Origin of the sequence: Streptomyces sp. NPDC002032 (assembly GCF_042890765.1) — a bacterium.
Lineage (GTDB): Bacteria > Actinomycetota > Actinomycetes > Streptomycetales > Streptomycetaceae > Streptomyces.
In genome coordinates, this window is the sequence record NZ_JBIASM010000003.1 from 450,620 (window position 1) to 465,611 (window position 14,992).

The 14,992-nt window shown below is 72.7% G+C and carries 13 protein-coding genes; 5 read left to right on the top strand and 8 right to left on the bottom strand.

Translation table 11 applies throughout. The features are described 5' to 3' along the window. Nucleotides 1-87: 87 nt before the first annotated feature. From ACFYYT_RS10205 to clpS, 3 genes are all read right to left on the bottom strand, one after another. A complete protein-coding gene (locus ACFYYT_RS10205; protein ID WP_351830783.1) occupies nt 88-1,560 on the bottom strand; it encodes an amino acid permease in 1,473 nt (490 codons plus the stop codon). Between the two features lie 306 nt (nt 1,561-1,866). Next, the gene (locus ACFYYT_RS10210) at nt 1,867-2,469 is read right to left on the bottom strand and encodes a DUF2017 domain-containing protein (RefSeq protein WP_351830781.1); all 603 of its coding nucleotides are present in this window, start codon (nt 2,467-2,469) and stop codon (nt 1,867-1,869) included. Beyond that, nucleotides 2,469-2,783 carry an ATP-dependent Clp protease adapter ClpS gene (clpS, locus tag ACFYYT_RS10215; RefSeq protein WP_351830778.1) on the bottom strand — a complete coding sequence of 105 codons (315 nt, stop codon included), beginning with the start codon at nt 2,781-2,783 and terminating at the stop codon, nt 2,469-2,471. Before clpS ends, ACFYYT_RS10210 begins: the two co-directional genes overlap by 1 nt. Nucleotides 2,784-2,864: 81 nt before the next feature. On the opposite strand from clpS, the gene ACFYYT_RS10220 reads away from it, so the two are divergent. Together ACFYYT_RS10220 and ACFYYT_RS10225 are read left to right on the top strand one after the other, a co-directional pair. Continuing rightward, the gene (locus ACFYYT_RS10220) at nt 2,865-4,193 is read left to right on the top strand and encodes a nicotinate phosphoribosyltransferase (protein ID WP_351830776.1); all 1,329 of its coding nucleotides are present in this window, start codon (nt 2,865-2,867) and stop codon (nt 4,191-4,193) included. A 173-nt stretch (nt 4,194-4,366) separates the two neighbouring features. After that, nucleotides 4,367-4,963 (top strand): isochorismatase family protein, encoded by a 597-nt coding sequence (locus ACFYYT_RS10225; protein WP_351830774.1) that lies wholly within the window; start codon nt 4,367-4,369, stop codon nt 4,961-4,963. A gap of 73 nt (nt 4,964-5,036) precedes the next feature. Here the strand turns inward: ACFYYT_RS10225 and ACFYYT_RS10230 are convergent, their stop codons facing one another. Then, entirely contained in the window at nt 5,037-5,342 is a 306-nt protein-coding gene (locus ACFYYT_RS10230; RefSeq protein WP_351830772.1) for a hypothetical protein, read from the bottom strand. A gap of 111 nt (nt 5,343-5,453) precedes the next feature. Beyond that, complete coding sequence (locus tag ACFYYT_RS10235; protein WP_351830792.1) at nt 5,454-7,811, bottom strand: immune inhibitor A domain-containing protein; 2,358 nt, start codon at nt 7,809-7,811, stop codon at nt 5,454-5,456. Between the two features lie 440 nt (nt 7,812-8,251). Between ACFYYT_RS10235 and ACFYYT_RS10240 the strand changes: the two genes are divergently transcribed. After that, nucleotides 8,252-8,572: a hypothetical protein gene (locus tag ACFYYT_RS10240; RefSeq protein WP_351830770.1), complete on the top strand. Its 321-nt coding sequence runs from the start codon at nt 8,252-8,254 to the stop codon at nt 8,570-8,572. 78 nt (nt 8,573-8,650) lie between these two features. On the opposite strand, the gene ACFYYT_RS10245 is transcribed toward ACFYYT_RS10240, so the two are convergent. Then, a complete protein-coding gene (locus ACFYYT_RS10245; RefSeq protein WP_388607408.1) occupies nt 8,651-9,451 on the bottom strand; it encodes an RDD family protein in 801 nt (266 codons plus the stop codon). A gap of 102 nt (nt 9,452-9,553) precedes the next feature. Continuing rightward, nucleotides 9,554-11,029, bottom strand: a complete 1,476-nt coding sequence (locus ACFYYT_RS10250; RefSeq protein WP_388607411.1) for an RDD family protein — start codon at nt 11,027-11,029, stop codon at nt 9,554-9,556. A 280-nt stretch (nt 11,030-11,309) separates the two neighbouring features. Between ACFYYT_RS10250 and ACFYYT_RS10255 the strand changes: the two genes are divergently transcribed. Further along, entirely contained in the window at nt 11,310-11,789 is a 480-nt protein-coding gene (locus ACFYYT_RS10255; RefSeq protein ID WP_351826967.1) for an SsgA family sporulation/cell division regulator, read from the top strand. A 23-nt stretch (nt 11,790-11,812) separates the two neighbouring features. On the opposite strand, the gene ACFYYT_RS10260 is transcribed toward ACFYYT_RS10255, so the two are convergent. Next, nucleotides 11,813-13,339 carry an FAD-linked oxidase C-terminal domain-containing protein gene (locus ACFYYT_RS10260; RefSeq protein WP_351826969.1) on the bottom strand — a complete coding sequence of 509 codons (1,527 nt, stop codon included), beginning with the start codon at nt 13,337-13,339 and terminating at the stop codon, nt 11,813-11,815. 96 nt (nt 13,340-13,435) lie between these two features. Here ACFYYT_RS10260 and ACFYYT_RS10265 point away from each other — a divergent pair, with 96 nt between their 5' ends. Beyond that, complete coding sequence (locus ACFYYT_RS10265; protein WP_351826971.1) at nt 13,436-14,959, top strand: hypothetical protein; 1,524 nt, start codon at nt 13,436-13,438, stop codon at nt 14,957-14,959. Nucleotides 14,960-14,992: the final 33 nt, after the last annotated feature.

Below are 14,992 nucleotides of genomic sequence, written 5' to 3' on the forward strand. Positions count from 1 at the left end.
CAGGGGCCCCGCGGGGGCGTGGTTCCCGGCCGTGGCAGGCGGCCGGGACTCACGGTCCGGGGGCGGCGGTCAGGCCGGGGGCGGCGGTCAGGCCTCCTGCGGGGCCTTCTCGCCCTTGCCGGCCCGGTCGGCCTTGTTGAAGGCCGCGCCGCTGGGGTTGCGCTTCTTGAGCACCAGGTAGGAGGCGCCCAGGATCAGGCCCCACAGCGGGGCGCAGTAGAGCGAGACGCGCGAGTCCTTGTCGACGCCCATCATCACGATGACCATGCCGATGAACAGCAGGGCGAACCAGCTCGTGTACGGGGCGCCGGGGGCGCGGAAGGTGGACTGCGGCAGCTCGCCGCGGTCGGCCTTGGCGCGGTAGCGGATCTGGCAGACCAGGATCATGATCCAGGCCCACATGCCGGAGATGGTGGCGAAGGAGACGACGTAGTCGAAGGCCTTGCCCGGGGCGACGTAGTTGATCCAGACGCCCACCAGCATCAGCGCGGCGGAGAAGCTGGTGCCGGCGAGCGGGGTGCCGCTCTTGGTGAGCTTGGTGAAGAACTTCGGGCCCTGGCCGTTGAGCGCGAGGTCGCGCAGCATGCGGCCGGTGGAGTACATGCCCGAGTTGCAGGAGGACAGCGCGGCGGTCAGGACGACGAAGTTGACGATCGCGGCGCCGACGCCGAGGCCCATCTTCTCGAAGGCCAGGACGAAGGGGCTCTCGCCGGCCTTGAAGTTCGACCACGGGATGACCGACATGATCATGATGAGCGCGCCGACGTAGAAGACGGCGATGCGCCACGGCACGGTGTTGATGGCCTTGGGCAGGGTCTTCGCGGGGTCCTTGGACTCGCCCGCGGTGACGCCGACCAGCTCGACGGCGAGGAAGGCGAACATCACGATCTGCAGGGTCATCAGCGTCTCGCCGATGCCGTTGGGGAAGAAGCCGCGGTCGCTCCAGAGGTTGGAGACGGAGGCGGTGGCGGCGGCGTCGGAGAAGCCGACGGTGAGGATGCCGGCGCAGATCAGGATCATGCCGACGATGGCCGTGACCTTGACCATCGAGAACCAGAACTCCAGCTCGCCGAAGAGCTTCACGGAGATCAGGTTCGCGGCGTAGAGGATGACGGTGAAGATCAGCGCGTACGCCCATTGCGGGAAGCTGTCGTGGGTCCAGTACGACATGTACTTGGCCGCGGCGGTGACCTCGGTGATGCCGGTGACCACCCAGAACAGCCAGTACGTCCAGCCGGTGGCGTAACCCCAGAACGGGCCCAGGAACTCGCGGGCGTAGTCCGAGAAGGAACCGGAGACCGGGCGGTACATGAGCAGCTCGCCCAGGGCGCGCATGATGAAGAAGATGACCAGGCCGGCGATCGCGTAGGCCAGGATCAGGCTCGGTCCGGCCTTGGAGATCGCCTTGCCCGCGCCGAGGAACAGGCCGGTGCCGATGGCGCCGCCGATCGCGATCATCTGGATCTGGCGGGCCCCGAGCGCGCGGTGGTAGCCCTCGCCCTCGCCCTGAGCGCCCTCGTCGGGCGTCCTGTCGTGCTGTTCGACCTGTACGGAGGTCATGTCTGGTGCGCCTTTCTCCACGCCGATCCGCGCCTTGACCGGCTGCGGACCGGGTCCTCGATCCCCCCGGATACGGATGGAGTTGCACGCCGGCGATCAGCCGGTTCAAGCGGGCCGGGGGACATGGGTGGCGTCCCGTCGGCGGTCGTGAAGATTTATCACGGGCTTATGGGTGATCGAGGGGTGCCCGTGTGACGCGGGGCATAAAAAAATCGGGACATAGGTCCCGTAGGAGATCAGACCACCGCATCGCGGTGATCTGATCGTTATCCGGATTTGAGCGTCCGCTGAGCGAACATCCGGTGGCTAAAGGGTTTCGATGAGCGTTTCCTGGAGCCCGCCGAGCCAGAGGTACGCCATCACCATCGGTTTGCGCGGATCGTCGTCCGGGAGCCGGAACAGCACGGCGCTCTCGTCGTCCTCGGTGATGTCGAGCCGGGCCGCGATGGTCAGCCGCAGGTCGTTGAGGGCGCCGAGCCAGCGCAGCCGCAGCTCGCCGGTCAGCTCCAGAGCCGCCTCCCCGCCGTTCGCCGGGGCGAGGGCGTCGAGGCTGCGCACGACCGCCAGCGCGTCCTCCCGCTTGCGGGTGCGCAGGTCGTTCTCGGTGAAGCGGCGGAACTCCGACGAGCGCGTGCGCAGCTCCTCCGGGTCGTCGCCGGGCCCCGCGCCGGGGCCCCCGTAGGCGTCGGGGAAGAGGCGGGCGAGGGCCGGGTCGGAGGGCGGCTCGGTGGGCCCGTCGGAGGCGAACAGCACGGCCAGCGGGTCGGCGTCCGGTGCGGGCTCCGGCTCGCCCGGGCCGATCAGCTCCAGGAGCTGCACGGCGAGGGAGCGCAGGATGGAGACCTCGATCCCGTCCAGCAGGGCCGTCGCGCCGTCGGCGCCCTTCAGGGGTTCGAAGACGCCGCCCATCAGAAGCGGTCCTGCGAGAGGGTCGCCCAGAGCCCGTAGCCGTGCATGGCCTGCACGTCGCGCTCCATCTCCTCGCGGGTGCCGCTGGAGACGACCGCCCGGCCCTTGTGGTGGACGTCCATCATCAGCTTCGTCGCCTTGTCCTTGGGGTAGCCGAAGTACGCCTGGAACACGTACGTCACGTAGCTCATGAGGTTGACCGGGTCGTTGTGCACCAGGGTCACCCACGGGACGTCGGGTTCGGGGACCGCGAAGGTCTCTTCGGCCGATTCGGTGCGTTCGATCTCAATGGGAGCAACACTCACCCGTCCCATGCTGCCACTGCGGGGGGTCCGTCGCACAAACGGGCCCCTACATCTCGTCACTTTGACGAGATGTGCGCTAGCATCCGTGCCATGAACCCTGCGGACCTGGGCCTGCCGGTCGACGTGCCGTCGACAGCGCTCTTCACGGACCATTACGAGCTCACGATGCTGCAAGCCGCCCTGGCCAACGGCACCGCCGACCGGCGCTCGGTCTTCGAGGTCTTCACCCGGCGGCTGCCCGAGGGGCGGCGCTACGGGGTCGTCGGGGGGACCGGCCGCGTACTCGACGCGGTGGAGAACTTCCGCTTCGACAGCGCGGTGCTGGAGTTCCTGCGCGAGCGGGCCGTCGTCGACATGCGCACGCTGGACTGGCTGTCGTCCTACCGCTTCTCGGGTGACATCTGGGGCTACCCGGAGGGTGAGGTCTACTTCCCCGGCTCGCCCGTCCTGCGGGTCGAGGGCAGCTTCGCCGAGTGCGTGCTGCTGGAGACGGTGATCCTCTCGATCCTCAACCACGACTCGGCCATCGCCGCCGCCGCCTCCCGGATGGCCTCCGCCGCCGGCGGGCGCCCCCTGATCGAGATGGGCGCCCGGCGCACCCACGAGCTGGCCGCCGTCGCCTCGGCGCGGGCCGCGTACGTGGGCGGCTTCACCTCCACCTCCGACCTCGCGGCCGGATTCCGGTACGGGATCCCGACGGTCGGCACCAGCGCGCACGCCTTCACCCTGGTGCACGACACCGAGCGGGACGCCTTCACCGCGCAGGTGGCCTCGCTGGGCCGGGGAACCACCCTCCTGGTGGACACGTACGACGTGGCCGAGGCGGTGCGCACCGCCGTGGAGGTGGCCGGCACCGAGCTGGGCGCGGTCCGGATCGACTCCGGGGACCTGCTGCTGGTCGCCCACCGGGTGCGCCAGCAGCTGGACGAGCTGGGGGCGGTGAACACGCGGATCGTGGTCACCTCGGACCTGGACGAGTACGCCATCGCCTCGCTGGCGGCGGCCCCGGTGGACGCGTACGGGGTCGGCACCCAGCTGGTGACGGGCAGCGGGCACCCGACCTGCTCGATGGTCTACAAGCTGGTCGCGCGGGCCGTCTCGGCCGATCCGAAGGCGGCGCTGGTGCCGGTGGCGAAGAAGTCCTCGGGCGGCAAGACCTCCCTCGGCGGTCGCAAGTGGGCGGCCCGCCGGGTGGACGCGGACGGGATCGCCGAGGCGGAGGTCATCGGCACCGGCCCGGTGCCGCCCGCCCTGGCCGGCCACCAGCTGCTGACCCAGCTCGTCAAGGCGGGCGAGGTGGTGGCCCGCGAGCCCCTGGAGGCGGCCCGCGACCGCCACCGCGCGGCCCTCGCCGCCCTGCCCCTCTCGGCGGCCCAGCTCTCGCGCGGCGAGGCGGTCCTCCCGACGGAGTACGTGTAGGGCCCGCGGGATCCGGGGGGCGGGGCGATGGGTCCGGCCCCCCGTTTCGGGCAGGGGCGGGACGGGGGAAGAGCACCCGGGGCCCCCGGGGGCCGCCGCACACCCCGAGCACGGCCACGCCGCACCCCGCGCCGCACCCCCGCCGCACACCATCGAGCCGAAGGACACGTGACATGCACCGCGCACTGATCGTCGTCGACGTACAGAACGACTTCTGCGAGGGCGGCAGCCTCGCCGTCACCGGCGGGGCCGACGTGGCCGCCTCGATCACCGAGCTGATCGGGCAGAGCACGGCCGGCTACCGGCACGTGGTCGCCACCCGCGACCACCACATCGACCCCGGTCCGCACTTCGCGCGCCCCCCGGCCGAGCCCGACTACGAGACCTCCTGGCCGGTGCACTGCGTCGCGGGGACCGAGGGCGTCGGCTTCCACCCGAACTTCGCGCCCGCCGTGGCGTCCGGGGCCGTCTCCGCCGTGTTCGACAAGGGGGCGTACGAGGCCGCGTACAGCGGTTTCGAGGGCGCCGACGAGAACGGCGCCAAGCTGACCGACTGGCTGCGCGAGCACGACGTGAGCGAGGTCGACGTGGTCGGCATCGCCACCGACCACTGCGTGAAGGCCACCGCCCTGGACTCGGCCCGCGCGGGCTTCACCACCCGGGTCCTGCTGGACCTCACGGCCGCGGTGGCCCCCCACACCACGGCGCGGGCCCTGGAGGACCTCGCCGCGGCCGGGGTCACCCTGGTCGGCGAACGCCACCGACCCTGAGAGCGGCCGGCGGGCCGTTCGGGCGGCGGGGCCGGGACGGGCGGGGGACGGCCCGCGGCGTGCCCCAGGCCGTCTAGGCGCCCCGCAGGAGGGCGCGGATCGGGTGCCAGAGCTCGGCCGCCCGGTCCGGGGCGCAGCGCCACAGGAGGCCGTCCGGGTGGTGCAGGACGGCGGTGACCTCGTCGGGGGTCGGGGGCTGGGCGTTGCCGCGCAGGTACACGGCCCGCATGCCGAGGTTCCGCAGCCTGGTCAGGGCGCGGGCCCGGTTCGCGGCGTGCACCAGCACGCGGACGTTTCCGCCCTCGCCGGACGGCCTCGGCAGCGTGAGCGCGACCACCACGCTGCCGCCCGGCAGTCTGACGAAACCTCCACCTGGCATGATCTTCAGCTCCCCCGTCAATAAGAAAACTCGCACCCGCATCTAAACGCGATCGGCCGCCGCCCGCTAGAGGGCGACGGCCGATCATGCTTTGACCTGCGGTTTTGCTGACTACTTGGCGGCGGGGCCGACCTCGATCGTCATCTGGAGACCGTCGTAGGTCTCCTTGGCGATCTTGATCTTGGTGTTGGTGTCAGTGACCTTCACCGAACCGGTCGGGTTCTCGTCGTAGTAGTACTTGCCCTTGTGGTCGTCGAAGACCAGCTGGGCCGGCTTCGGCTTGAAGAAGAGCGCCTCGCCGTTCTTGTGCAGGGTGAACGCGTCCGTCGAGTAGGCACTGAACGCGGCGTCGTACGGCTGGATCTTGTTGCGCAGCAGGGTGCCGTCCGACCACTTCATCGGCTTGGCGTTGGCGTCGATCGGCAGGATCAGACCGGAGCCCGGGTGCTGGCTGGTGTTGTTGTCCTTCTGGGAGGTGTCCCAGAGCCAGATCAGCAGGCCGTCCTGGTACGGGTAGTGCTCGACCCAGCCCGGCTTGGTGTTGGCGAAGCCGAAGTTGTACGGGCCGACCTTGAGGGTCGAGTCGTACGAGACGTAGCGGCGGTTCTCGGCCAGGTAGTACTGGGCGTACTCCTTGGTGAAGCCGCTGCCGACGCGGGAGAAGCCCTTGCCGGTCCAGCCGTTGTCACCGTTCTCCGCGCCGTCCGCGAAGACGGTGGCGCCGTCCGCGGTCAGGTTGACGGCATCGGCGGTGAAGCCCTTGCCGCCCGCGCCGCCGTCCGTCTGGTAGCGGAAGCGGAGGTCGATCTTCTTGCCCGCGTAGGCGTCGAGCGGGAAGTTCAGCGACTTCCAGGCGCCGGAGACACCGGTCAGGGACGGGCTGCCGGAGGCGTCGGCCGGGATGGCCGCGCCGTCGGCGGTACCGGCCAGCGACGTCCAGGTGGCGCCGCCGTCCGTCGACACCTCGGTGTAGAGGAAGTCGTAGTCCGCCTCGATGTCCCACCAGCCCTTGAGGGACAGGGCGGCGGACTTCTTGCCCGTCAGGTCGACGGAGCGGGTGAGGGTGTTCTTGAGGTCGTCACCCATGTTGCTCCACCACTGCGAGGAGCCCTCGGCGGGAGCGACGATCTCGGTGCTGACCTTCTTCTTCGGCAGCTCGACGACCAGCGCCTGCTTGTCCGAGGTGTTGTACGCCGACACGCCCAGCTTGTGGGTGGACTTCGTCGCGGCCTTGGCCTTGTCGTAGTTCAGCCAGCCCAGCTGCAGCTTGTCCCAGGCGGTCATGTCGCCCGGGAGGTTGCCTATGGACTCCTTGCCGTCACCGAGCCAGGAGCCGGCCGACATCAGGGACCAGAAGCCGACGGAGTTGTCGCCGCCGCCGGAGGTGTCGTAGAGGTCCGGCAGACCGAGGTCGTGGCCGTACTCGTGCGCGAAGACGCCGAGGCCGCCGTTCTCCGGCTGCATCGTGTAGTCGCCGACCCAGATGCCCGTGTTGCCGATCTGGGTACCGCCGGCCTTGTTGTTCGCCGGGCCGGTCTTGCCGACGTCGGTGCCGTACGCGTACCAGCGGTGCGCCCACAGGGCGCTGGTGCCCTGCACGCCGCCGCCGGCCGACTCGTCCTCGCCCGCGTGGACGATCTGGAAGTGGTCGATGTAGCCGTCGGGCTCGTTGAAGTTGCCGTCGCCGTCGTAGTCGTTGCGGTCCCACTGGTCGTACTGCGCCAGCTGGGCCTTGATCTGCTCGTCGGTCTTGCCGGCCTTCTTCTGGGCCTCCGTCCAGGCGGTGACGCCGTCGCGGACGGTGTCCCACACGTTGGAGCAGTTGGTCTGGCCGCAGTAGTTCGAGCCGTAACGGCCCTCGTTGTACGGGATCTTGACCCAGTCGGCGACCTCGCCGTCGACCGAGTAACGGCCCGAGGAGGTCTTCTCGTAGTAGGTCTTCAGCGAGTCCTTGCCCTTGCCGGTCCCGAAGTACAGGTCCTGGAAGTGCTGGCGGCTGTAGTCCTTCTGCCAGGCCGTGCTGTTGTTGTCCGCGCGGTTCGGCTCCGCGATCTGGTTGTGCAGCGGGCCGGGCGTGCCGCCGTACTTCGGCACGGGCGGCTTCGGGCCGGCGGGGCCGTCCGGGTCGAACATGGTCGAGTTGTCGACCTGGTCACCGAACTCGACGAGGATCGTGAAGATCTTGTCGGTCTTCTCGCGGCCCAGCTCGACGTACTTCTTGTCGTCGAGCTTGACGACCTTCGAGGCGCCGCGCTGCTCGACGTCCTTCTTGCCGGTGAGCACCTGCTCCAGGGCGGCCTTCTTCTGCTTGGCCTGCTGCTCGCTGAAGGGGCCCTTGAGGTCGTGCTCGACGACGTGGGCAGGAGCGGTCGGGTCCTGCCGGTCGGAAGCGGCGACGCCGGGGCCCTTGTCCTCCGCCTGGGCGGCGGTGACGGTGAAGAAGGTGGCGCTGGTCGCACAGGCGGCCATGGCCACACCGACGGCCAGGGTGCGCAGGGTGCGTCGTCTGACGGAGTTACCGGTCACTTGATGTCGTTCCCCTCCCGCGGCCGCAACGTGGGTCGGAACTTCTCCAAGGGAGCGGGGGGTTCCGCGCGGCGCGCGTCTCAAGTGACGACATTTGACCGGAGAGTCGAAAGAAAAGACAGACCTTGACTTGTTCCTTACAACTGCACTATGCGGGCAAGCAGTTCCGCTATACGGACGTTCTCCCGCCATAGGGGGCCATCCCGGGCGAAGGGACCCCCGATACGGCGCGCACCGCGTGATCCCGTGCGCCCCCCGTGCTCCGGCACCGTGGGTAAGGTCACGCTTACTTCTGGTGCGGCTCGGGCATCCCGTCCTAGAGTCACTTGACGCGCGACCAGTTGAGCCGACTCCCCCTCCCCGCCTTGAGGACGGAACACGCCATGCCGCGTCCGACTGCCGCACAGATCGCCTACGGGTCCGCCACCGTCATCGTGTCGACGATCGCCATGCTGCTGCTCTCGCAGACGAGCACGGGGCTCGGGGTCGCGGTCATCTCCGCGGCCGCGCTGGCCCTGGGGCTGCTGGTCGCCCTCACCGTGCCGCTCCCCCGACGCCGCGGCCGCCACGCCGCCGGGCGCACCGGAACCGGCCGGCCCTCCGCCGCCACGGGGGCCGCCACCCCCGCCACCCCCGCCCCCGGCGCTCACCCCCGGGTGCCGGAGCCGCGAACGGCCCACGCCGAGCACCCCGTTCACCACTGACGCCGCGCCCGGGCCGGAACGCCGGAGCGGGCGGCCACCCCCGGAGGGACGGCCGCCCGCGCGAGAACGCGTACCCGGCTAAGGGGCCTTGACCACCACGGTCTTGGCCACCTTGTCGTGCAGGCCCTGCTTGTACGGTTTGTCGACGAGCATCGACACGATCAGCGCGAGCGGCCACAGGCAGAAGCAGCACACCAGCGTCGGGATCCAGAGCACGGCGGCACGGGTCAGCGCGGCGTTGGACGGGGGGATGCTGCCGTCGTTGAGCATCGCGACGCGCAGGCCCATGGCCTTCTTGCCGAGCGTCTGGCCGCTGCGCTTGGTGAGCCACCAGTCGTAGCCGACGTACGCGATGATCGAGATCAGCGTCCACACGAGACCGGAGCCGTTGTACGACTTCGTGATGACCTCGCTGACGTCCTCGCCCTTGCTGGTGTCGACCACGTACCGCTTGGTGCCGAACGGCAGCTGGATGAGGAACAGCGGGATCCCGACGATCAGCAGGTCGAGGATCCGGGCCCCGAGCCGTCTGCCGAAGTCCGCGAGCGGGGGCATCCCGGCGAGCGGATCGGGCATGCCGTAGCCGCCGCCACCGTCGTAGGGGCCGCCGCCGCCTCCGCCGTACGGGGGTGGCGGCGGGGGGTAGCCACCGCCGCCGGGGGGCGGGGGCGGGGGGTAGCCGCCACCGCCGCCGGGGGGCGGGGGCGGGGGGTAGCCGCCACCGCCGCCGGGGGGCGGGGGCGGCGGGGGGTAGCCGCCGTCCCCGGGAGGCGGCGAGCCGTACGGCGAACCGCCCGACGGAGGCGTCGGTCCCTGGGGCTTCTTGAGGAACGGGTCGTCCTCGGGCGGCTGGCCCGGCGGCGGCTGGTCGGTACTCATGGCCCGAGTCGAACCCGGTCCCGTGGACCGCGCAACGGGACGGCGTCCGTTCGGGGGAAGACCTCCCCTGCACGGCGGCCGGACCGGCCGGCCGGACAGCCCCTAGCGGGCCACGTACGTACCGGCGGCGCGGTCGTGCCAGGCGCGGCGGCGCGGGCGGTCCAGCAGGCACCAGAGGCTGCCCGGCAGGCCGAGCAGGGCGTACACCAGCCAGCGGCGCAGGGCGGCGCCGAAGGAGGGCGGGCGCAGGGTGGCCGTGGCCAGGACGCGGACGCCGAGCAGCTTCTTGCCCGGGGTCCGGCCCCAACGGGCGGTGGGCAGCGCCTCGTAGAACACCCCGAAGAGCAGGACGGCGGCCAGGACGGTGCCGAGGTAGCCGGCGGTGGTGGCGTCGAGCAGCCACACGGTGGTGCTGCGGCCGCCGGCCCGGGCCATGTCCACCTTGGCCTCCACATGGGCCGTCACCCGCGGTACGAGGGGCAGCGCGGCGGCGGTCGCGACGGCGCCGAGCACGAGGGAGTCCAGCGCGCGGGCCAGCACCCGGCGGACGAGCCCGGCGGGGCGTACGGCGCGGTCGGCCATCCGCTCGAACACGGCCCGGGCCGTCTCCGCCGGGGAGACGGGCGCGGGGTCCTCGGGCGGGGCCGGCCGCTCCGCGGCGCGGCGGGCCGGGGGGACCGGGCCCCGGGCGGGGGCGGCGAACGCGGGGCGGCGGAGCTCGGAATCCGCGGGGACGGAAGGGGCGGAGGGGGCGGAGGGGGCGACGGGGGCGACGGGGACCGCGGAGGCTTCCGGAGCGGAGCCGTGCGCGTCGAACGCGGAGGGCCGGACCGGGCCGTGCACGTCGAGCGGGTCGAACGCGTCGAACGCGTCGAACGGGTCGTATGCCGCAGGGGCCGGGGCGCGGACCCCGGACGGGGCCGGGGCGGCCGGGGCGTGGACCTCCGGGATGACGGCGGGGGCGGCGGGGGCGGCTGAGGGAGGTGCGGGGGCGGCGGCTTCCGGCCAACTGGAGGTGAGGCCCGAGGTGCCCGCCCCGGGGACGTCGGGCCAGGCCGGCGGGCGGGCCGACAGGATGCCCACGCTCTCCGCCGCGGCCTGTACCGGCATCCGCCGGGCCGGCGCCGGCGCGGCGGCGGCCGCCGTCGCCGCCGCGTGCCGGGCCAGGGAGATCCCGGCGCCCCGGGGCTCCGGCTCCGCCGGGCCGCCCCAGGAGACCCGGACGTCGCGGGGGCCGCCGAAGCCCGCCTGGTGCACGGGGTCCGCCTGCCAGCCCGCCGCCTCGCCGCCCGGGGCGGGTCCGGCGCCCGGAGCGGGTCCGGGCGGCGAGGCGGCGGGTCCGGCGCCCCGCGCTACGGGCCGCGGCCCGGCCGGCTCCGGCAGGGCCTCCGTCGCGGAGGTCTCGTCCAGGAACACCGGCCCCGTCTCCTCCGCGGGAGCGACGGCCCGCTCGGCGGGGCGGCTCGTACCCGGAACCCAGGCAGCGCCGTTCCAGTACCGGACGAACCCGGGGATGGACGGATCGGGGTAGTAACCCTCGCGGGCAGCGTGCTCGCCGTCACCAGGGGAGGCCGTCAATGTCCCCAACTCCGATCGTGGCTCGAGGCTTGTGCAGGGGAGGACCCAAGGGGAGGACCATAGCCAAGAACCCCCTCCCGACAGGTCCGGTAACGGGAGATTCCAAGCCTTCGGGCGAACCTCACCCCACCCGACCCTTTTCGGTCAGCCGAAAGATTCAGGCCAATCTCGGCTTCGGTGCCGGAAGTCGCGTCATACCCGGCCCCCTCCGGGCTCTCTCCGGGTGCGGGAGCCGCTCCGGTCCCGCACCCGCGAGCGAATCCACCGAAGTGAGGCCGTCGTGCACCAGCCCGTCATCGAACGCGAACTGGAACTCAAGCTGGTCCTGTCCCCCGAGCGCAGCGTCCCCGTCCCCGCCAGGCTGCTGTACCTCACCGACGACCCGTACGCCGTGCACGTCACCTTCCACACCGGCTCCAGCACCCCGGTCAACTGGACGTTCGCCCGCGAACTGCTCGTCGAGGGGGTGTTCCGCCCGTGCGGGCACGGAGACGTCCGGATCTGGCCCACGAAGATCGACAACCGGGCCGTGCTGTGCATGGCCCTCAGCTCCCCCGACGGCGACGCCCTCCTGGAGGCGCCGGCCGGTCTGGTGTCGGCCTGGCTGGAGCGGACCCTGGGGGTGGTCCCGCCCGGGACCGAGGCGGACCGGCTCGGCCTGGACGCCGCCCTGGCCGAACTGCTCACCCCGACCCCGGCCGACGACCTGTGGCTGCGCGACCCGTGGCCGTCCGACGAATCGGCGGACGGCGACCTCTGATGCGCGCGGCCGGGCCCGCGGGCTCAGAAGAGCTTGCCGGGGTTCAGCAGCCCGAGCGGGTCGAAGGCCCGCTTGACGTTGCGCTGCACCTCCAGCCCCACCGGACCGAGTTCGCGGGCGAGCCACTCCTTCTTCAGCACCCCGACCCCGTGCTCGCCGGTGATCGTCCCGCCGAGCTCCAGACCGAGCGCCATGATCGCGTCGAAGGACTCCCTGGCCCGCCGCGCCTCGTCCGCGTCGGCGGGGTCGAAGCAGACCACCGGGTGGGTGTTGCCGTCGCCCGCGTGCGCGCAGACGCCGATGAGCAGGTCGTACCTCCGGGCGATGGCCGTCGTCCCGTCGAGCATCTCGGCGAGCCGGGACCGGGGCACGCACACGTCGTCGATCATCGTCGCGGGCCGCAGCGCCTCCAGGGCGGTCAGGGACATCCGGCGGGCCTGGAGCAGCAGTTCCGACTCCGCCGCGTCCTCGGCGGGGACGACGGCCGTGGCCCCGGCGGCCGTGCACAGCGCGCCGACGGCCGCGAGCCCGTCGGCGGCGTCCGGGGTGTCGAAGGCGGCCAGCAGCAGCGCCTCGGTGCTCTCGGGCAGCCCCATCCGGCCGAGCGCGTTGACGGCGCGGACCGTCGTACGGTCCATCAGCTCCAGCAGCGAGGGCGCGAGCCCGGCCTCCATAACGGCGCAGACGGCCGCGCAGGCGGCCGCGACGGACGGGAACTCGGCGGCCAGCGCCAGCTGCCGGGGCGGCGCCGGGCGCAGCGCGAGGACGGCCCCGACCACCACGCCCAGGCTGCCCTCGGAGCCCACGAAGAGCCGGGTCAGGTCATACCCGGCGACCCCCTTGGCGGTGCGCCGCCCGGTGCGCAGCAGCCGCCCGTCGGCGAGGACCACGTCGAGGCCGAGCACGTACTCGGCGGTGACCCCGTACTTGACGCAGCACAGGCCGCCCGAGGCGGTGCCGATGTTCCCCCCGATGGTGCACTGCTCCCAGCTGGAGGGGTCGGGCGGGTAGTACAGGCCCTGTTCCGCGACGGCCCGGGACAGGACCGCGTTGACCACGCCCGGCTCGACGACGGCGATCCGGTCGACGGCGGAGATCTCCAGGATCCGGTCCATCGCGACGAGGGAGAGCACGATGCAGCCGTCGGAGGCGTTGGCGGCGCCCGACAGGCCCGTGCGGGCGCCCTGGGGGACGACCGGGACCCGGAGCGCGGTCGCGGTGCGCATCACGTGCCGCACCTGCTCGACGGTGCGCGGCAGGACGACGGCGGCGGGGGTGCCGGCGGCGCAGAAGCTGGCCATGTCGGTGGCGTAGGAGGCGGTGACCTGGGGGTCGGTCAGCAGGGCCTCGGGCGGGAGCCCCTCGCCCAGGGCCGCCAGGAGCCGCGCGCGCAGCTCCGCGGAGAGCGCCGGGAATGGCGCCGCCGAGGGCTCCGCGGAGGGCTCGGCGGAGGGCTCGGCGGAAGGCTCGGCGGAGGGACCCGCTGAAGGCGCCACCGGCTGCGGGCCGGGGGCCGGCTCGGGAATCCGTACGGGGAGATCGTCGTCCATGGGGTCAGCGTGGCAGCCGGGGCCATCGGTGTGAACACGGCCGCGACCGGCTTCGGACACCTCGGCGAACTCTTCATATTGACGCACAGTGAGCGCATGGACGGATTCGACGAGCAATCGCGGCAGCCCGCGCCGCCCGTGACCTTCACCGGCCGCAAGACGGTCGTGGCGGCCGCGGTGACGGTGGTCCTGATCGCCGCGGCCCTGCTGATCCGCCCGGCCCGCACGGGCGACGACGCGCGCCCCCCGGGGCCGGGCGAACGCGCTGCGGCGGCGGTCGGCATGGGCGCACCGGCGGCGGCGGCCGACCTGAAGGCGCTGGTGGCGGACCGGGAGAAATGGGTCGCCGCACACGCCGACGACGACGCTTCGTGGGCGGTGCTCGGCTCCGCGTACCTGGAACAGGCCCGGCGGACGGCCGATTCGGCCTGGTTCCCGAAGGCGGAGAAGGCCCTGAAGCGGTCCCTGGAGGTCCGCCCGGCGGAGAAGGGCAACTTCGACGCGATGACGGGCATGGGCGCCCTCGCGAACGCCCGCCGGGACTTCGGGACGGCGAAGAAGTGGGGCGAGCTGGTACGGGCCCAGGCGCCGCGGCGCTGGACGGCGTACCCGGTCCTCGTGGACGCGTACACGGGCCTGGGCTCCTACAAGGCCGCCCAGCAGGCGATGGAGCGGCTGACGGAGCTCCGCGAGGGACTGCCCGCGCACCTGAGGGCCGCGCAGGTCTACCGGGACCGGGGCTGGCGCGAGGACGCGGTGGTGTCGCTGGAGGCCGCGGCGGCCGTCGCGAAGGCGCCGGCGGAGAAGGCGTACGTGCTCCACCGGCTCGGCGAGCTGGCCTTCGAACGCGGTGACATCCCGGAGGCCCTGCGCCAGCAGGAGGCCGCGCTGCGCACGGACCCGGCGCAGCCGGAGGCGCTCGGCGGCCGGGCCCGGGCGCTGGCCGCGCTGGGCCGGGGCGGGGAGGCCGTACGGGACTACCGGCTGGCGCTCGGGCGCACCCCGGTGCCGCGCCTGGCGCTGGAGCTGGGCGAGCTGCTGGACTCCCTGGGCCGGACGGAGGAGGCCCGCGTCCAGTACCGCTCGCTGGCGGCGCAGGCGGCACGGGGGCCGTCCGACGGGGTCAACGAGGCGGTGGTGCTGGGCCTGTTCGAGGCCGACCACGGCGATCCGCAGGCCGCCGTACGCCGCCTGTCGGCGGAATGGGAGCGGAACAAGAGCGTGGAGGTGGCCGACGCGCTGGGCTGGGCCCTGCACCGGACCGGGGAGGACACGGCGGCCCTGGAGCACGCGAAGAAGGCCACCGACCTCGGGCTGCGCAGCGCCGACTTCGCCTACCACCGGGCGATGATCGAGCGGAGCCTGGGCGACGAGGCGGCGGCGCGGCGCCACCTCGAGGAGGCGATGCGGACCAACCCGGGCTTCTCGCCGCTGCGGGGACCGCTCGCGAAGGAGGCCCTGGCCTCGATCGGCCAGCCTTCGGAGGGCGGCCCGGAGAACATGCAGCCGCGCACCCCGTGGGTGGCGCCCGAGCTCCCGAAGCCCAACCCGCCGAAGCCCGCCGCGCCGAAGCCGAAGGCCCCGGCGGCGAAGCCGCCGGCGTCGCCCCCGGCCCGCTGACGGGCACGCGGACGCCCGCCTCCCCGGGCTCGG